The sequence below is a fragment of the Carboxylicivirga sp. genome (genome assembly GCF_982718395.1).
In genome coordinates this window covers 1-19,872 of sequence record NZ_CEXQWX010000116.1, presented here as the reverse complement: position 1 = coordinate 19,872, position 19,872 = coordinate 1, and the positions used below count along the sequence as shown (strand labels likewise).

Sequence of the window (19,872 nt, the reverse complement as noted above, 5' to 3'; positions counted from 1 at the left end):
AAACCAATTTCTTTTACCTGTTCGTCAGGTTGTAAGTATCTTAAAGAAGAAGCTAATTCCGAAATAACAATATCATACTCGCCTTTTTGTACCTCATTATTCAATAAAGTATTATTAGTTGTGAGAGCCGAGAACTCATTAGTCCACATCTGGTTGATCATACTGATATCACCAGTATCCATCCATAAATGACTACCGGATGATAAAAAACTTGACCATTGAGCGGAGGATGATACTTTGCTTTTGTCTACTTTAAATTGATTGGCAAAATTACTGATAACTTCTTTTGAGATTGAATGTTTCATGGCATGGAGGATTGGTTGATATAAATTTAAAAGATAGTTTTCTGTAATTCAAGCATTAAGGGTTGATAAAAATCAGGTCTTTTTTATGAAGCGACATACATAAAGCTAAAAAGGTCTTTTTTACATTTGTTCTTTTAAAGAAACTGTTATGATGGAATCGATTAAAGAAATATATAAGATTGGAAGTGGACCTTCGAGTAGTCATACCATGGGGCCAAAGAAAGCAGCTGAAATGTTTATAGAAAGACAACCTAATGCTGCTTCATACAAAGTGACGCTCTTTGGTAGCCTGGCTGCAACAGGCAGAGGTCACCTTACCGATTATGCCATCGAACAGGTATTTAAAAAGAAACAACTTTCTTTAATTGTAGAATGGAAACCAGAAGAATTTCTTCCCCGACACTCGAATGCACTTACATTTTTTGCTTACGATGCTCAAAACGAAGAAATTGATCGATGGACTGCATATAGCATTGGAGGTGGAACCATAATAGATGATTTTACACAAGAGGAAACAAAAACCGTCTATGAACTGACTACACTTGACGAGATATTAAAATGGTGCGATTCCAATGGTAAAAACCTTTGGGAATATGTTGAAGATGTAGAAGGACCTGAAATTTGGACTTACTTATCAAAAGTGTGGAAAGTAATGAAATCCGCGATTAAGAAGGGACTTGATGAAGAGGGCGTATTACCGGGTGCTCTTAAATTACCAAGAAAGGCTGCATCATATTACACAAAGGCTAAAAATTTCAGTGGACGAATGGAACGGCGTTCAATGATATATGCTTTTGCTTTGGCTGTTTCTGAGCAGAATGCTGCAGGCGGTAATATTGTAACAGCTCCAACTTGTGGTGCAAGCGGAGTTTTACCTGCTGTACTCAAGTTTATTGAAACATATTACGAAGCAACGGATAAAAAGATACTCAGAGCATTAGCAACAGCCGGACTAATAGGAAATCTGGTTAAATATAATGCTTCAATTTCAGGAGCAGAAGTAGGCTGTCAGGGCGAGGTAGGAACAGCTTGCGCAATGGCTTCTGCGGCCGCAACTCAGCTTTTTGGAGGTACAATCTATCAGGTTGAATATTCAGCCGAAATGGGGCTGGAGCACCACCTTGGGTTGACCTGTGATCCTATTGCCGGATTAGTGCAGATTCCTTGTATCGAGCGAAATGCCTTTGCTGCCGCCAGGGCACTTAATCACAATACATATGTCCTACTGTCAGATGGTCGTCATCGTATTACATTTGATGAAGTTGTTAAAGCCATGAAGCAAACAGGACATGATCTGCCGAATATCTACAAAGAAACCTCAACGGGTGGATTGGCAGTTTTCCATCAGGCTCGCGATATAATGGATAAATAGTATGTTTTAGCTGATACAGCATTCCTTTTCACAGATAATAATATCGATGTGGATAAAGTTTATTGATAAAAGGATTGTTATATCTGCTAATGAGCTTAAACAATTTATAGTTTTTTAAGAGGTTTGAATTGGCTGGTCATCCAATTATGATTACATTTATGTTACTAAACCATACATTTCAAACCTCATGGAAATTCTATCCAATGTTGCAGTAATCTGGTTTATCGCTGGAGCTGCTTTGTTACTTCTCGAATTTATTATTCCTGGAGTTTTTATATTGTTTTTCGGAGTTGGTGCCTGGATTACTGCATTATGCGTATACTTGTTTGAACCTTCACTAGCAGTTCAATTTCTCATTTTTAGTGCCTCTTCTGTATTATCACTGATCCTACTTCGAAAAGTATTACTCAAAAAGCTATATAACATGCCTGACCCTGTGGACGACCCGGATGAGGAATTTGTTGATGGTATTGGCGAGTGCATTGCTAATATCGGACCAAATACCGATGGCAGAGTTGAATTCAAAGGCACAAGTTGGACCGCATCAGCCGATACAGAAATTAGCACTGGTTCCAGAGTCAGAATTATTAGAAAAGTTGGTTTATTACTTGAAGTTGAACCAGCTTGATTTTTTAACCTCTTAATTATCTATTTATTTATGGATGCACAAAGTATTGTATTAATTGCCATTGGTGTAATTGTTCTTATTATTATTCTTTCTTGTATTAAGATAGTGCCGCAGCGCTCAGCATATATCGTTGAACGACTTGGAAAGTTTAATGGTACCTTAACCGCAGGATTTCATTTCTTAATGCCATTTCTGGATAAAGTTGCGTATAAACACACTCTTAAAGAATCAGCTATTGATGTGGCCTCCCAATCGTGTATTACAAAAGATAACATTGCTGTTGAAGTAGATGGTGTATTGTATTTGCAAGTAATTGATCCGAAGAAAGCATCTTACGGTATTGATAACTATGGATTTGCAGCTATTCAAATTGCACAAACAACAATGCGTAGTGTAATTGGTCGTTTGGATTTGGATAAAACATTTGAAGAGCGAGAAACAATTAATACCAGTATTGTTGAAGCGGTTGATAAAGCAAGTGACCCATGGGGTGTAAAGATTACCCGTTACGAGGTGAAAAACATTACACCACCACAGAGTATAAAAGATGCCATGGAAAAGCAGATGCGTGCAGAACGTGAGAAACGAGCTATGATTGCAGAGTCTGAGGGGCAGAAGCAAGCAAAAATCAATGTTGCTGAAGGTGATAAGCAAGAATTGATTGCTCGATCTGAAGGTGAAAAGCAAAAACGTATAAACGAAGCCGAAGGTAAGGCTGCCGAAATTGAATTTGTAGCTTCAGCCACAGCAAAAGGTATTCGTGAGATTGCCTCCTCAATTAATGAAAAAGGAGGAATTGATGCTGTTAACCTTCGTGTTGCAGAGCAATACCTTGGTGAATTTGGTAAGTTGGCTAAAACCAATAACACTATGATTATTCCTTCTAATATGTCAGATGTGTCAAGTATAATTGCAACCGCTACATCTGTTTTGGAGCAGACGAAGAAATAAAGATTATTCTATTTTAGAGAAAAGCGAGCTTTTGCTCGCTTTTTTTATTTACTACATTAATGAAAAGGGTTGGAGCATTTAATGTTTTTTGGTGATCTGTGAATAAATAGGATAAACATTACTTTTGTACCACATGTAAAAACACTTTAGAATGCTTGGTAATAGAGTTTTGTGTGAGTGGTAGCTAATGTTGAAATATAATGGAAAATCAAACGAAAATATTATGCAGTAATTGTCAAGAAACTTTTGATAAAGATGATTTGAAAAGAATCTGTTCGAATTGTTTTTGTTGTACAGGTTGTGAGATCTATGTTTGTAGCTCCTGTAATAGTGAAATTGTCATTTGACCTATAGGTTCACCTCCTGAATGCAGGTATCACAATGATTCATACGTTATCAGGATTATAAACGATTTCTTTCAATCGAAGCGGTAGGGTAACATTCATATTATACGGTATGAGCATGTAATACGTACACTAAATTCTTATTAAAGAAAGTAACCTAAAATTTATAATCATGCTACAGCTAGCGACTCTATCAATTATATTAAGTGTTTTTGTTATCATTCAGTTATGGCGCTGGGATGTTAAGAACAATCCCTCAAGAAAGCACAAAAAACCAACTAAATCTGTTTACTCTTATGATGAAGGTTATTTTCGATGTGAGGAAACAGATTTATAGAACTTAGAGATATATCTTATCCTTTATAAAGAATCTGATATTTGTTTCTTTCAAGTGAACTTGTACAGCTTGATTTCTGCGTGTTATTAAATGCTGTTTTAAGAGTATTTACAAACAAATACTAATTCAATACAAAAAGTGTTAATCGTCATTTTTTGGCACATTTTTTATGTGTTTAAGCTTTAAATTTTAAAAGCTATAAGAATGAAAAGAATTAAAAGTATTTTAGTTGCAGCAGGTATCTTATTAGGTGTATCTTCAATGCAAGCAGGAGAAAGAGGACTTATCGAAGTTAATAATCACATGAACTCAGGACATTCAATTATTTCTGTTGTCAATAAGGGACTTAACTACAATAGTTTGAATGTATTTTGTAGTACATCAGGTGAATCCTTTATTAAAGAGACAATTACTGATCAGCCAAGTTTCCAGAAGTTAGTTAATCTGCAAGAATTGAATGATGGAAAGTATACAGTTGAGTTGAAAGGAGATAATGATTCGGTTCTTAAGGAGTTCAATGTGCAGTATGGTCGTTTAATGAGTGACCAGGCTGAAGATATTTTTGGCGAAACTAAGAATATGAAGTTTTTCCTCGATGATAAGAGAAATAATTTAGTAGTTAGCTATATCAACCCTAATCAGAATGACTTATTATTTAAATTAGTCAATACAGATAGGGATAAGGAAGTTGAATTTTTGAAGGCAGGAAATAAATTGGGTTATTCTAACACCTATGACCTGAATTACCTTAGAAAAGGAAATTACAGAGCAACACTTGTTTCTGGTGATAAATCATATCACTATGATTTTACTCTTTAATATGTAAAATGATTTTTAAGGTTGTTTAGAAAGTAAATTGCTTCAAATATTAATTTAAAGACGAATACATTCTAAATAATATTTAAAGCCAGCTTCTCTTATCATTTCTGAAAGAGAGCTGGCTTTAAGTTTTTTATGAGGTCTAATTCGATTACAATGATTCATATGAATGAAGGGTTTCAATAGTATGAATACCTTGGTAATTTACACTTATGAAAACCTCATCTTAAACATAATCACCTTATTTATTTTTCATTGTCACCACAATTACACCCATCATTCCTCTGGCACCATATCTGGCCGATGCAGCACTATCTTTTAGAATGCTAATTGACTTGACTTCTTGAGGATCAATATTTCGGAATTGCTGGTAACCAACCGGAAAACCATCGACTACATAAAGTGGTTCCTGATTTCCTCCCATAGTACTGGTGCCTCTTATACGAACTGACTCTCCTGAAACTTCAACACCTGGAGACTTCGATTTAAGCATATCAAATATGTTAGCATAAAATTCATATACATTGTTTTCACTCGAGAGATGTGAAATACCATAACTTAATCGATCTTGACTAATATGGCCATAACCAGTTGCGATCTTCTGGTTTTTTTCACCACCTCTGAAAACAAGGTTGAGAAGAATAGTGTCTTTGTCAGAACTAACAGTTACGGATTGTTTGTAAAATCCGTTGGCGATAACAGTTAATTTGTCCTTCATTTTTGCCTCAATCTGAAAAACTCCAGTTGAGTCAGAAAGAGCAGTTGTTTTGTTTTTTTTGTTAATAATTTCCGCTTTGTAAATTGGGTAGTTGTTAAATGCAGTAATTTTACCTTTTACAAATTGGGTTTGTGCATTAATTAAAATGCCACTTGTGCATACTAATGTGCAGCACAAGGTAAATGCTTTTTTAAACATAAGTAAATGATTGAAGGTTAATAAATATTTGTCTTATAAAGATATAATATTGAATCAATTATCCAATGTAATGAAGGTATTTAGCTTAAATACACCAGATTGAATAATTAGCAGGTAACAAACTTTTATAGAAGTTATCTCTATGAGGGAAAAGAAATGATTATATTCTAAATGCTGAAGCCATTGAAAAAGTTCCAGTCTATTACATTTGTAATACCAAACAAAAAATAAATGCTAAAGAAAATTGATCGTTTTATTATTGGCTTAATTCTGATGATTCTATTAGCCTGGTTATTTCCGCAGATAGGTACTTATGATGGGGCAGGTAATCTGGAACAATTAACAGACATCGGGATTACCTTAATTTTCTTTTTCTATGGTCTTAAACTGAGTCCAAGACAAATGAAAGAAGGGTTAAGTAATTATCGCCTTCATCTGGTTATTCAACTGGCTACCTTTGTTATATTTCCCATTTTGGTAATTGCTTTTTTACCTTTTATTCAAACTGAGGAACAGGAAATGATTTGGTTAGCTATTTTTTTTCTTGCCGTTCTTCCTTCAACAGTGTCATCATCTGTTGTAATGGTTGTATTGGCAAAGGGTAATATACCTGGTGCTATTTTCAATGCCAGTATATCAGGACTGATTGGGATTGTATTAACACCATTATGGATTGGTTTATTCTGGCAGATTGAAGACGCATCATTCGATTTTTCAGATGTAATGATGAGCCTGATGCTTCAAATCCTAATACCAGTTATCAGTGGTTTATTATTACATCAGTATTTAGGTACTTTTGTAAAAAAGCATTTAAAAGCATTAGCTCGTTTTGACAAGCTAATTATTTTATTGATAGTTTATAAGAGTTTCAGCAAATCATTCATAAGCGGACTGTTTGATGAAGTTAGCTTGATGGATATGTTAGTGATATGCTTGTCTACACTCATATTGTTTGGGTTGATTTATTACTTAACTCATTTGGTATCTGGATTATTAAAGTTTAACCGTGAAGATAAGATTACCGCTGTATTCTGTGGCTCAAAGAAATCTTTGGTGCATGGTTCAGTGTTTTCAAAAGTGATGTTTCAAAATGTTGCAAGTCAGGGGTTATTTCTGATACCAATTATGCTTTATCATTCTTTTCAGCTTATAATTGTAAGTTTTATTGCTACAAAAAAAGGTCAACAACATAACTGATTGTAGTTAATTAAATTACATAAACATTTCAGATAAGTTATTGAACATGAATGCGCATTGTCGCAAGTTGAATGTTAATATATTTGAATAGGCATATTAACATTTAATATCATTGTTACAGATGATATATCCTTATTATCCAAAATCATGAAATATTCTATTCTTTATTTAGTGCTTACTTTATTACTTTTTTCATGTAAGCCTTCCGATGTGAACATCATCAACAAGGGAAAATCAAACTACAAAATTGTTATAGATAATAATGCTGGCAGCGAAGAGAAAGCTGCAGCTGAAATATTGCAAAATTATCTATTCAAATCAACAGAAGTTAAACTTCCGGTTGTTGCAGAGGAAACAAGGGATTACATTCGGCTAAAAATCGGTTCAGAAAGTACACCTCCTTACGTCAGGTATTATATGGATGGAAATAACCTTACTATAGAAGGTAGTGATGGAAAATACCTGAAATATTGTGTTTATGAGTTCCTTGAAAGAGAATTGTCATGTAGTTTCTGGACTCCTGATGCCGAGACTGTTCCTAAGCAAACTCGGCTTGCAGTAAAGAGCGATAAAAACTATCGATATAAGCCGCCGGTTCATGTTCGAACGGTTCATTCAAAACTGTTCTATGAAAATCCGGATTTTGCAGATAAGCAGCGGGTAACATACGAGGCATTTCCTATGTATGCGCCAGGTGCTAAGGTTCATACTTTCCATCGTTTTGTACCGTCTGAAAAATATTTTGATATTCATCCTGAGTATTATGCATTGGTTGATGGTAAACGGCGGGCTACGCAATTGTGTTTGAGTCATCCCGACGTGTTAATGATTATAAAAGATACCGTGGCAGGTATATTTGCCAATAATCCTGAAGCATCAGTTGTTTCAGTCAGTCAGGATGATAATACTCAGTACTGTCGTTGCGATGACTGTGAAGCGGTACATAAAGAGGAAGGAAGTCCATCCGGCTCCATGATTCGTTTTGTAAATGCAGTTGCCGGTTCATTCCCTAATAAAACGATTTCCACTTTAGCTTATCAGTATACGCGCAAAGCATGTCAAACCAAACCTTTGGATAATGTATTAATAACGCTTTGTTCGATAGAGTGCGACCGTAGTGCTCCAATTCAGGATAAGAGCCCTGATTTCGCTCAGGATTTAAAAGGTTGGAAAGATTTAACGGATAATATACGTATTTGGGACTATACCACTCAATTCACCAATTTTTTAGCTCCATTTCCTAATATTTATACTTTGGAGCCTAATATTCGTTTCTTTTCAGATAATAATGCCAAGTGGATTTTTGAACAGCATAGTCACAATCCAAGTGAATTATTTGAGCTGCGTTCCTATTTGTTGGCTCGGTTATTATGGAATCCGCAAAGAAATACTGATGTGTTGATACGTGAGTTTTGTGAAGGATATTATGGGGCGGCTGGCAATAAGGTGGCAGAATACATAACTAAGATTCATAAAGAACTGGCACAGAACTCAGATTTCTTCTTGTTTTTGTATGGTGGACCATCGCAGGCGTTTAATTCTTTTTTAAGACCTGAAGCACTGGATATGTATAACCAATGTTTCGATGATGCAGAACAAACTGTGGTTGGAGAACCAGAATTATTGGAACGGGTGAAACGAGCCCGGCTGGGAGTGCGATATGCAACCTTAGAAGCCTGCAGAGCAAAACTCTCAGGTAAATATTCGCTAAAAAACAATGGTTTTGTTAATGCAGAATTGAAGGCCTTTAAGAATAGTTGTGATCTGGGCGAGATTACGATGATGAATGAAACACGATTTATGGTAAGCGACTATCTTGATTTATATCAGCGTAATCTGGATCGTGCTACAGAACCTAATTTTGCATCTGGGAAAAAGGTTCAGTTACTAACTAAACCGCACAAATACGCCAATGAAGATCCGCAAACACTAACCGACGATGCTTTTGGCGGGGGCAGTTTCTACGCTAATTGGCTTGGTTTTGAAGGTAATGATATGAATGCGGTAATTGATTTAGGTGAGGAGCGAAGGATTGAAAATATATCAACAGGTTTCCTTCAGGTGGTGAACCATGTTGTGTTTTTTCCTAAGGATGTCAGTTATTTTGCTTCTCAGGATGGCAATGAATACAAACTTTTGGGTAGGGTTACCAATGAAAGACCATTGAGTAAGAAAAGTAAGATCAATGATACGCAGATGTTTCAGATCAAATTTCCTGAAACTAACGCCAGGTATATAAAAGTAGTGGCAAAAAACATAAAAACCCCACCAGATTGGCATCATGCAGTTGGTATGCCGTCCTGGATATTTGCAGATGAAGTACAGGTTAGATGATTGAACTTAAAAAGTGGCGTATAATTTTTGTATCATTGCAGCCGCTTTTTATGATGATGGAGGAAATTGGAAAATATCTGACTGTTTATTTAGCAGGAGCAACAGGTATCTATAAGGGGATACCTGTTGGGATTGCTTTGGGGTTAAAGCCATACATCATTGCTTTGTGCGTCTCATTAGGTGCTATTTCTTCAGCCATGCTGGTCTATTTCTCAGGTGAACCTTTCAGGAAATGGTTGTTAAAGAAATATGGATCGAAATCTTTTGAGCATAAAAAAGCAAAGTTTGCCAAGTGGATGGACAAATACGGGATACCAGGACTGGGACTAATGGTGACCGGCTTGCTAGGTCCGTTTATTGCTTTGATAATTGGAATAACCCTATTGGATAATTCCAGAAAATTCCTTTTCTACCTGATTATCGGTATTGTACTTTGGGCTTTTGGCCTCACATATTTATCTGAACCAGTTGTCCGTTTGGTTAAAGAATTATTTTTATAAGTCATACTCAATAGGGAAGTGAATTACGAATAAGGACTACATGTTACTACTTCTGCTAATTCGCGCTGTTTTTGCTTTATAAGCAGAGTTATATGGTATTGTAAAATAAAATGAACTTCCTTTTCTTTTTTTACTGGTGACCCATATATTTCCACCCAACATTTCAATAAACTCCTTGGTAATCGATAAACCAAGTCCAGCCCCTTGTTCGGCTAATTTGTTTGAAAGCTCTACCTGCATAAAACGTTCAAAAATGTCAGATAACCTTTCGGCCGGAATACCAATACCGGTATCTTTCACTAGGAATTCAATTGTAGACACTTTAGGATTAAATGAAATTTTAATGGAACCTTGATTGGTGTATTTGATTGCATTTTTTATAAGATTGGTTAATATGGCATACAGTTTTTCCCTGTCGGTTTGAACAATTACATCCTCCAGATTATGATTATTTTCGATTACTAGATCAATACCTTTTCTTCTTGCTTCTGGTTTAAAAAACTGATATATATCTTTTATCAATTCGTTGACATTGACATCCTGAATTATAATTTCGATCAGACCAGCTTCAATTTTTGATATATCAACTATGTCGTTGATAATATTGAGCATGCGCTGTCCGCTCTTTTCAATTACATCAATATAAGCACGATGTTCATCTCCACTCAGGTTTGGTTCTTTAAGCAGTTCTGCAAACCCTAGAATTCCGTTCATTGGTGTTCTGATTTCATGACTCATATTGGCCAGGAAGGCCGTTTTTAGCTTATCACTTTTTTCTGCTTGTTCCTTTGCTTTCAATATTTCAAATTCAGCTAACTTTCTGTATGTAATGTTTTTTCCAAAACAAGAACCACCAATTACCTTTCCTTCTCTAACAATAGGATTGAATCCTACACGAATATACCGTTTCCCTTTAGGTGTATTTATTACATCTTCAACTTCAAACTGCTCGTTATTTAAAACTTTATCATATCTCTGTTTCCAAGATGATTTAATATCACTGGGTAATGTATCGATAAGGCTTTCTCCCGGCGCAAGCCATACCCCAAAAGTATCTAAACATGCTTGCCTAAAAGTTTTGTTTAAGTATAATATCTCGTAGTTTGTATTAAACGCCCAGACACTTTCAGAAGTACCTTCAATAATCGCCTTAACATTTGCACTGCTTTGTTCTGCTATTTGTTTGGCATGAAGAAGTTCGTGTGTACGTTCATTAACTTTGTTTTCCAGTTCTTTATTTAGCGATTTGATCAGCACTTTTTCATCATCAAGCTTTTGATTGAGATAAAAGTTTTTTCTGATGTGCGTTTCTATATAGTATGCGGCAAACATGCCAATGAGGTTGGCACTGACAAAAAAGAAGTTGTTGCTTAGGATAACTTGTTGACTTACATTTGGCGTGAAAATAGCTATGAGATTAAATATTATAACGACTGACCAACCTCCAATTGTTGCTAAGTAAAATCGAAGCTTAAAGAACATATAGCCGGCAAAGAGAACAAGGATAATGCCTGCATAATAGGTGTAGTTCTCAGGCTCATGCATCGTCATTACACTTATACCCGTACCTCCAATTAATAAACTACCAACCATTAATCCTTGCCAAATTTTGCTAAAAATGGAGGTATAGGACAATAAGAAAACTATGAGTGCAAAAGGGATAACATATAAAAAACGAATTTTAATAAAATTATCGGCATGGTTAGGATACATATGATAATCCAATATGCCAAAAGCTGCATATAAAAACATTACCAACAGTATAGCAACTCTTACAGGGATCAATGAGCTTTCAAAATATTTGCGCCTGAAAGCACTCTCTATCTTTGGAGAAAAAGTTAAAGATATGGTATTAAAACCAATTGGTTTTGATGTTAGGTTTGGGTTATTCATGTTTAATCAAGCTAATGATTGACTGTGATAAATTATCAATCTAGTTAATCATAGTTGAATTAAAGATAAATCATACAATTACTATTGTCAATATATATTGTGTTAATTTATAAATTGATAATTAGCCGTGTTAAATGTATATTATTAATATACGAAAGGAATGTTATCTTAAAACAGAGGAGAGTAATCAATGCGTGTACGATTAATGCTTTCGATTGCGATGTTAATTTAACGCAAGGGATTAAACTGGTGCAAAGAGATACGTATGTTACTCTTTAATCTTAAACTCAATTCGTCTATTTAGGTTGTGTGCCGCCTCTTTGTTAGCATTGCCTCTTATTTGGCGGATAAAACGTTGTGACAAGACATCTCCTTCTTCCAGAGACTTATGTTTTTTGGCCTGACGTTTTGTAACAGTAACAGGTTCAGAGTCACCTACACCTTTGGCTGATAAACGTTCAGTTGGAATGCCTTTTTTTAACAGGTAATCCATAACAGCCTGAGCGCGTTTTTGCGTTAAAACAACTGCTTCAGAACCAGAGCCCTCACCCGATGCATGTGCAACAATTTCCAAAACAATGGATTGATTCATACCAAGAATGGCTGCTAAACGGTCTAACTCCTGTTTAGAATCGTGGTTTAATTCAAATTCAGCCTTATCGAACTGTATGTTCTTCAGAATGATCGCATCTTCCATTGGCATCATGCCAACTTCAACCTCAAATTCTTTATTATTTCCAAGTCCAACAGTAGATAATTTGTGTTTATAGTTGAAATAGTCTTTCGATGCCACCATAAATACATATTCTGTTTGTGGAGACAATTTAGCTCCGAAAGTGCCATCATTTCGAATGTTAAGTTTTACATTGGTACCATCTGTTCCAATCAGGCGCATATATGCTTCACTTATGGGTTCATCTGTTTTCTGACTATAAACCTGTCCTTTCAAACTAAACTCAAGTTTTGGCAAGCTGAATTCATAGATATTATCAACGCCCTTAGAACTTCCTCTCGATGAACTGAAAAGTCCGGCTTCTTCCATTCCTTTAAAGGCAATTCCAAAATCATCTGCTTCACTATTGATCGGACGGCCAAGGTTGAAGACTTGCCAATCCTGCCTTTCATCGTCAAATACAGCCCGGTAAATATCTAATCCTCCAAAACCAATATGAGCATTTGAGCTAAAATATAAAGAGCCATCCATTCTGACAGATGGAAACATCTCGTCACCAGCTGTATTAATGACACTTCCCATGTTAACTGGTTGGCCCCATCCTCCTTCACCACCTTTTTGTACTTTCCAGATATCTTTACCACCATAACCACCAGGCATGTCACTAACAAAATATAAGGTTTCGCCATCAGGTGAAATGGCAGGGTGGGCAACTAACAAGCTATCTGCGATTTCAATTTGCGACGGTTCACCCCATTTGCCTCCTGAACGGCTAACCATGTACATTTCAGCGCTTCTGGGTTTTTCATTATCATACCGACAGCGTGTGAAATACATTTCTTTGCCATCACTCGACATGGTGGCACTACCTTCGTCAAATTGAGTGTTAATGGTTTCATCCAGTAATTCAGGATCAGTCCATTCCCCTTTGGCATCTATTTTTGCCACGTAAATGTTTGAACCACCCTGACCCGTAATCCTACTCTTTTTGCGTTTCTTTTTCTCCGTTCGCATCGACGAATAATAAATCTGATCATAATCAGTACTGGCATAGCCGGGTGAGAAATCACTATAACGCGTGTTATTAATCTTTTTTAATTTAATGACTGAGTAACGGGTTTCAAGCGTGTCCTTCATTGCAATTTTACAAGAGGCGATACCGTTTTGGGCGCGTTTATCGAGTGGTGCTTTCTGTAAATATTCTTCGTAGGCCTCAAGAGCATCTTCATATTTTTGTGAGGCCAGGTAACAGTCACCTAAATATAAGCCTGCATCTGCCATTTCATAGTTGTAACGCACCGCACGGGCATACTGCATGGTAGCTTTTCTAGGTTTATTGGTTTTCCGATAACACTCACCCATGTAATAGGAAATCTCACCTTTGGTGTATTTATTTTTTTCCTTACGATAAGCTTTTTTGAATTGAACTGCTGCCCGATCATATTCCCCTATTAGGTAAGCTTTATTGGCATTGCCAATTTTGCTTCCACCAATGCAACCGGTTAAGAGCAATGCTGTTAATAGAATAGAAATGAACGAAATTCTTTGTTTATTAATAATGGGCATCAGGTCCGAAATTTGATTATGAACCAAAAATAAATAATAAATAGACACATAAAAAACGGCTCTCGTTTAGTTTTATTGTTGAAACTATATCAAGAGAACAAAAACAGCTTAATTAGTAGGACTATTCATGTTTGAAATTGCTCTAATTGCAAAGAAATAATACTTTTAAGCTGTTAATGACCTAAACAAATTGTATGAGATATATCGGATTTTTAATAATCATTGTTTTACTGTTGAGTGTAAACGGGTGCAATACACCATCGGATCAAAAGACAATTGAGGTTGTAGAAACAGTAGCTGAAGATATTACTGGTAGTCAGTTTTCGTTTGAACGCGATTGGTCTGATATTAAAAAAGATGGTGTTTTAAAAGTTCTGACGACATATAGTGGTACAAGTTATTTTTTATATAAGGGTGAACCTATGGGGTTCGAGTTCGATCTCTTAACAAAATTTGCTAAAGACAAAAACCTGAAAGTTGATCTTAAGATAGTAAGCAGCCTTGATAGCATGTTTTATTATCTCAACAAGGGAGATGTTGATTTAATAGCACATGGCATAACAGAGACCAGAGAGCGAAAGAAGTTTGTATCATTTACCAAACCACTATATAATAGTCGTCAGGTATTGGTTCAAAAAATGCCCGATAACTGGCATGAGCTTCATTGGAAAAAAATTGAAGAGTCCTTGCATCACGATGCGATAGATTTAATGGGAGATACAGTAGCTGTTCGAGGGCATTCATCTTATCATCAGCGCCTGGTTAATTTGGCAGATGAAATAGGTGGCGAAATATTTATCGACACTTTACCTGGTATACTAACGACAGAGGAAATTGTTGAAATGGTGGCTCAGGGAAAGATCAAACAAACCGTTGCTGATTTGAATATCGCCAGTTTAATGGCATCTTACTATCCGGTTTTGAATATTGATGTACCAGTGAGTACAACTCAAAGAATGGGGTGGGTGGTTCGTCGATCGTCACTCGAATTAAGAAAAGTAATAAATGACTGGCTTGCTCCTTATAAGAAAAAGAGCGAATACTATGTGATTTATAATAAATACTACAAAAACAAGAAAGACTTTAAACGACGCGTTAATAGCGATTTTTACAGTTTAAAGCAGAATCAGATAAGTAAATACGATGATTTAATAAAAAAAGAATCAGCCAAAATTCAATGGGATTGGCGCCTCTTGGCTTCGCAGGTTTACCAGGAGTCGAGATTTAACCCATCTGCAGTATCCTGGGCCGGAGCTGTTGGATTGATGCAAATGATGCCAGCCACAGCTAAAGAAATGGGTATCCAATGGCGCAGTAATCCAAAACAAAGTATGGAAGGGGGAGTACGTTATTTATCACAACTGTTAGATCGATTTGAATCCGTTGAAGATTCACTTCAACAAATAAAATTTGCAATGGCTTCTTATAATTGTGGTTATGGCCATGTGGCAGATGCACGACAATTAGCAAAAAAATATAATCTTGATCCAGACGTATGGGATGATAATGTTGAGAAGATGATTTTGGCTTTGCGCTTTCCTAAGAACTTTAATGATCCGGTTGTGAAGCATGGTTACCTTCGGGGCACAGAGCCTTATAATTATGTCCATCAGATATTTGAACGGTACGAGCATTATCAGAAATTTATTGATTTATAGCACATAAACAGGTGTTAAAGGCTTGTTAAGCAGTCAACCGATGCAAACTTTTATCCCTTAATTTCGTTTCTTTGTTAGCGAATATAGATTTAATGCCAAGAAAGATTACACATATCGTTCTGAGCTTTTTTCTGTTGATTGCTTCAACAGGAATTACTTTTTCTATGCATTACTGTGGAGGTAAGTGGGTGTCTGTAACCATTAATGCCGAAGCTGAATCATGTTGTGGAGGTAGCTGCTCGGGGTGCGAAAATAAGAATGTGCATTACGAAGTTGAAGATGATTTTGTAAGTCCGTTGGTGCTTGAGGTTCAACCACTGACAGAACTTGAGGTGTTATTTCCTGTTTTATTTGTATTCGAATTTTCTAATATAGCCGTGGTGGATGAAATTCATTATGCAGATGATTCTTCGCCGCCTTTGCCTGTTTTGCATAGACTTTCCGTCTTGCAATCCTTCCTTTGTTAGTGATTACACTGTGATATTACTAGGGGATAATCCCCTCATGTTAGAGCAGCGTATGCTGTTGTCATTGTATAATCACTAATCATTTACAAAATGCTAAATCAATTTATCCGATTTTTTCTCGATAATAAGTTGGTAACCTTTCTGGTATTGATCGTCTTTATCAGTTGGGGCATTATCACATCACCTTTTGGTTGGGAGACAGGTATTTTACCCAACGATCCTGTGCCGGTTGATGCCATACCCGACATCGGAGAAAATCAACAAATCGTATATACAGAGTGGGCTGGCCGTTCACCACAGGATATTGAAGATCAGATATCCTATCCGTTAACCACTGCTTTACTGGGTATCCCGGGAGTTAAAACCATTCGCAGCAATTCAATATTCGGGTTATCAAGTATCTACATCATTTTTGATGAAGATGTGGAGTTTTATTGGAGCCGAACGCGAATACTTGAAAAATTAAACTCATTGCCTGCAGGAATATTACCGGCAGATGTCAGTGCTGCCCTGGGGCCAGATGCTACTGCACTAGGCCAGATTTACTGGTACACGCTCGAAGGACGCGATAGTGAAGGAAATCCGGCTGGCGGATGGGACCCTCATGAACTGCGTAGTCTTCAGGATTTTCATATTCGCTATGCTTTAACGGCTGCTGAAGGCGTATCCGAAGTAGCCTCAATCGGTGGTTTTGTCAAAGAATACCAGATTGATGTTGATCCTTATGCCATGAAAGCGCATAATGTGACTATTGCCCAGGTAATGAATGCCGTTAAAAACAGCAACCTGGATATCGGTGCCCGTACAATTGAGTTTAACAGAACTGAATATCTGGTCAGAGCCTTGGGTTATATCAAAAATCTCGAAGATCTGGAGAAGAGTGTTGTTACAGTTCAAAACAATGTGCCCATTCGCATAAAAGATGTGGCAAAGGTTAATTTTGGTCCGGCCACTCGCCGAGGCGGTTTGGATAAAGGCGGTGCTGAGGCAGTTGGAGGCGTTGTTGTGGCTCGTTATGGCGCAAATCCGCTAAAAGCCATCGAAAACTTAAAAGCTAAAATTAAAGAGATAGCGCCCGGCTTGCCATCAAAAACCCTGGCGGACGGAACTGTTTCAAAAGTTACGATTGTACCGTTCTATGACCGTACTGGCTTGATAAAAGAAACCCTGGGAACTTTAGAAGAAGCTATAACATTGGAATTACTTATTAGTATTCTGGTTGTTATTGTATTGGTATTTAATCTTCGGGCTTCTTTCTTAATCTCAAGTTTGTTACCAATAGGCGTGCTTATCACCTTTATAACAATGCGTCAGTTTGGTGTTGATGCCAATATTGTAGCACTTTCGGGAATTGCTATTGCCATAGGGGTAATGGTTGATGTGGGCGTTGTATTTGTTGAGAATATTATCCGGCATGTTGAGATGCCCGAAAATAAAGGAGCACGTGGTAAAGAGTTGCTAAACGTTGTTTATACTGCAACAACCGAGGTTGCAGGTGCTGTTATCACGGCTTTGTCAACAACCATTATTAGTTTCCTGCCAGTATTTGCGATGGAAGCTGCCGAAGGCAAATTATTTAAACCATTGGCTTTCACAAAAACCTTCACCATGGTTTCTGCCCTGTTAATAGGTTTAATTATTATTCCATCATTGGCACAACTGATATTTTCGATTAAGATCGATAAAAGCCGTTACCAGCGATTGGGAAATATCATTCTGATTGTTGCAGGAGTAGTCTTGTCTGTAGTTTCAGGTAATTATATTGCTCTGGCAATATCAGCTTATGGTATCAATGGTTTATTATTGCATAAGTGGCCTGATGATAAAAGGCAGTGGATTAACTTTATCAATATTGCCATTACTATAGTTGTTGTGGTCTTCTTCTTAACCAAAGAATGGATGCCGCTGGGTGCGCAGAATTCTATGCTGGCCAACTTCCTGTTTGTTATTGCTATTGTTACAGTTGTTTTAGGATTTCTGTCGCTGGTGGTTGTTTTTTATGCACGCATATTAAACTGGTGTTTAAACAACAAATGGAAGTTTTTAAGTGTACCAATTTTCATTGTGTTGTTTGGTATTTCAAGCTGGCAGGGCTTTGGTAAACTCTTTGGTTTTATGCCGCAGTTTATTAAAAATACAGACGCATATGTCTATCTCGATGAAAAGCTGCCGGGAATAGGTAAAGAATTTATGCCATCGCTCGATGAAGGTTCCTTTTTATTAATGCCTACAACTATGCCGCATTCGGGCATCGAAGAAAACCTGGAGGTTATACGCATATTGGACAAGCGTGTAAATGCAATTCCAGAGGTTGAGTCTGTGATAGGAAAGTGGGGAAGGGTTAACTCAGCGCTTGATCCGGCTCCGGTTTCGATGTATGAGAATGTGATTAACTACAAACCAGAGTATATCCTTAATGAAAAGGGACACCGCATGCGTTTCAAAGTCGATAAAGATGATGCCTTTATTTTGAAAGATGGTAGTGTTTATAATCCCAAAACAGAAGGTTTCAGGCTGATTGAGAAAGAAAATCTCGTAGAGGACAAAAATGGTGAGTATTTCAGACAATGGCGTGACGAGATACAATCGCCAGACGATATCTGGAATGAAATTATTGATAAAAGTACCATACCTGGATTAACATCGGCACCTAAGTTACAGCCAATTTCAACGCGATTGGTGATGCTGCAAACCGGTATGCGCGCACCAATGGGTATGAAAGTATATGGCCCTGATCTAAATAGTATTGAGAAAGTTGGCTTTGAATTGGAGAAATTGCTCAAGCATGTGGAAGGCATAAATGGTATGTCGGTGTTTGCCGACCGTGTTGTTGGTAAGCCATATATTGAGATGGAGATTAACCGTGATGCCATTGCCCGATATGGGCTTAGTATTAAAAGTTTGCAGGCCGTTATTGGTAGTGCCATTGGCGGAATGCCACTGACCAATACTGTCGAAGGGCGTGAACGCTTTCCTGTGCGTTTAAGATATGCGCGTGAGTTCAGGGATAATCCTGAAGACCTGAAACGGATACTCATACCAACACCGGCAGGAGCGCAGGTACCTTTAGGTGAGTTGGTTGATATTCAATATACCCGCGGGCCGCAAATGATTAAAAGTGAAGATACTTTTTTGGTGGGCTATGTGATATTCGATAAAAAAGAGGGATACGCCGAAGTGGACGTGGTTGAAAATGCCCAGCAGTATTTGAGTGATAAGCTAGCATCCGGGGAGTTTGTGTTGCCTGCAGGTGTAAGCTATAAGTTTACAGGTAACTACGAAAATCAGATCAGGGCAACAAAGCGACTGTTGATTGTGATACCTATATCTTTAATTATCATTTTCCTGATTCTGTATTTCCAGTTTCGATCAGTGACTTCTACAAGTCTTATTTTCTCTGGTATACTGGTAGCTTTTTCGGGTGGTTTTATTATGCTTTGGTTATACGCACAGCCTTGGTTTATGGATGGAACTCTTGCCGGAATGAGTTTACGTACCTTGTTTCAGGTTAGCACCATTAACCTCAGTGTGGCAGTCTGGGTTGGGTTTATTGCCTTGTTTGGTGTGGCAACCGACGATGGAGTTTTGATCAGTACTTACATCAAGCAATTACAGGATAAGAAGCCGCCAAAAACAATAGCCCAGGTAAGAGCATTGGTTCTTGAAGCTGGTTCAAAACGTGTTCGCCCGGCTGTGATGACAACGGCAACAACTATTATTGCTCTGCTTCCTGTTTTAACGTCAACAGGTAAAGGTTCCGACATTATGGTGCCCATGGCCATTCCGTTATTTGGTGGTATGACCATTGAAGTATTAACCATGTTTGTTGTGCCGGTGCTGTATAGTTTGTGGCAGGAACGCATTATTAAAAGAAAACAGAAACAAAATAACAGTTAAGCCATGATAAGAAAA

At 37.2% G+C, this 19,872-nt stretch carries 14 protein-coding genes and 1 pseudogene; 11 read left to right on the top strand and 4 right to left on the bottom strand.

Translation table 11 applies throughout. The features are described 5' to 3' along the window. Window positions 1-305, bottom strand: a pseudogene (locus AC4MRQ_RS18180) (transaldolase family protein); the annotation flags it as partial. Between the two features lie 148 nt (window positions 306-453). Here AC4MRQ_RS18180 and AC4MRQ_RS18175 point away from each other — a divergent pair. The 5 genes from AC4MRQ_RS18175 (at window position 454) to AC4MRQ_RS18155 (ending at window position 4,756) form a co-directional block, all read left to right on the top strand. Then, a complete protein-coding gene (locus AC4MRQ_RS18175; protein WP_491199128.1) occupies window positions 454-1,677 on the top strand; it encodes an L-serine ammonia-lyase in 1,224 nt (407 codons plus the stop codon). Between the two features lie 187 nt (window positions 1,678-1,864). Beyond that, the gene (locus tag AC4MRQ_RS18170; protein WP_491199127.1) at window positions 1,865-2,305 is read left to right on the top strand and encodes an NfeD family protein; all 441 of its coding nucleotides are present in this window, start codon (window positions 1,865-1,867) and stop codon (window positions 2,303-2,305) included. A 30-nt stretch (window positions 2,306-2,335) separates the two neighbouring features. Beyond that, entirely contained in the window at window positions 2,336-3,256 is a 921-nt protein-coding gene (locus AC4MRQ_RS18165; RefSeq protein ID WP_491199126.1) for an SPFH domain-containing protein, read from the top strand. 516 nt (window positions 3,257-3,772) lie between these two features. Beyond that, window positions 3,773-3,937, top strand: a complete 165-nt coding sequence (locus AC4MRQ_RS18160) for a hypothetical protein (RefSeq protein ID WP_491199125.1) — start codon at window positions 3,773-3,775, stop codon at window positions 3,935-3,937. A 204-nt stretch (window positions 3,938-4,141) separates the two neighbouring features. Next, window positions 4,142-4,756: a hypothetical protein gene (locus AC4MRQ_RS18155; protein ID WP_491199124.1), complete on the top strand. Its 615-nt coding sequence runs from the start codon at window positions 4,142-4,144 to the stop codon at window positions 4,754-4,756. Window positions 4,757-4,997: 241 nt separating this feature from the next. On the opposite strand, the gene AC4MRQ_RS18150 is transcribed toward AC4MRQ_RS18155, so the two are convergent. Next, window positions 4,998-5,672 carry a TonB-dependent receptor plug domain-containing protein gene (locus tag AC4MRQ_RS18150; RefSeq protein WP_491199123.1) on the bottom strand — a complete coding sequence of 225 codons (675 nt, stop codon included), beginning with the start codon at window positions 5,670-5,672 and terminating at the stop codon, window positions 4,998-5,000. 231 nt (window positions 5,673-5,903) lie between these two features. Between AC4MRQ_RS18150 and AC4MRQ_RS18145 the strand changes: the two genes are divergently transcribed. The 3 genes from AC4MRQ_RS18145 (at window position 5,904) to AC4MRQ_RS18135 (ending at window position 9,703) form a co-directional block, all read left to right on the top strand. Next, the gene (locus AC4MRQ_RS18145) at window positions 5,904-6,869 is read left to right on the top strand and encodes a bile acid:sodium symporter family protein (protein ID WP_491199122.1); all 966 of its coding nucleotides are present in this window, start codon (window positions 5,904-5,906) and stop codon (window positions 6,867-6,869) included. Between the two features lie 147 nt (window positions 6,870-7,016). After that, entirely contained in the window at window positions 7,017-9,203 is a 2,187-nt protein-coding gene (locus tag AC4MRQ_RS18140; protein WP_491199121.1) for a glycoside hydrolase family 20 protein, read from the top strand. Then, window positions 9,200-9,703 (top strand): VTT domain-containing protein, encoded by a 504-nt coding sequence (locus tag AC4MRQ_RS18135; protein WP_491199120.1) that lies wholly within the window; start codon window positions 9,200-9,202, stop codon window positions 9,701-9,703. Before AC4MRQ_RS18140 ends, AC4MRQ_RS18135 begins: the two co-directional genes overlap by 4 nt. Window positions 9,704-9,739: 36 nt before the next feature. Here AC4MRQ_RS18135 and AC4MRQ_RS18130 read toward each other — a convergent pair whose 3' ends face one another. Together AC4MRQ_RS18130 and porE are read right to left on the bottom strand one after the other, a co-directional pair. After that, on the bottom strand, window positions 9,740-11,596 hold the full coding sequence (locus AC4MRQ_RS18130) for a sensor histidine kinase (protein WP_491199119.1): 1,857 nt from the start codon (window positions 11,594-11,596) through the stop codon (window positions 9,740-9,742). Window positions 11,597-11,864: 268 nt separating this feature from the next. After that, window positions 11,865-13,835, bottom strand: coding sequence for a PorE family type IX secretion system protein (porE, locus tag AC4MRQ_RS18125; RefSeq protein WP_491199118.1), 1,971 nt, complete (start codon window positions 13,833-13,835; stop codon window positions 11,865-11,867). Window positions 13,836-14,029: 194 nt separating this feature from the next. Here porE and AC4MRQ_RS18120 point away from each other — a divergent pair, with 194 nt between their 5' ends. From AC4MRQ_RS18120 to AC4MRQ_RS18110, 3 genes are all read left to right on the top strand, one after another. Continuing rightward, a complete protein-coding gene (locus tag AC4MRQ_RS18120) occupies window positions 14,030-15,493 on the top strand; it encodes an MltF family protein (protein WP_491199117.1) in 1,464 nt (487 codons plus the stop codon). A 92-nt stretch (window positions 15,494-15,585) separates the two neighbouring features. Further along, window positions 15,586-15,960: an HYC_CC_PP family protein gene (locus AC4MRQ_RS18115; protein WP_491199116.1), complete on the top strand. Its 375-nt coding sequence runs from the start codon at window positions 15,586-15,588 to the stop codon at window positions 15,958-15,960. A 90-nt stretch (window positions 15,961-16,050) separates the two neighbouring features. Beyond that, entirely contained in the window at window positions 16,051-19,857 is a 3,807-nt protein-coding gene (locus AC4MRQ_RS18110; RefSeq protein ID WP_491199115.1) for an efflux RND transporter permease subunit, read from the top strand. Window positions 19,858-19,872: the final 15 nt, after the last annotated feature.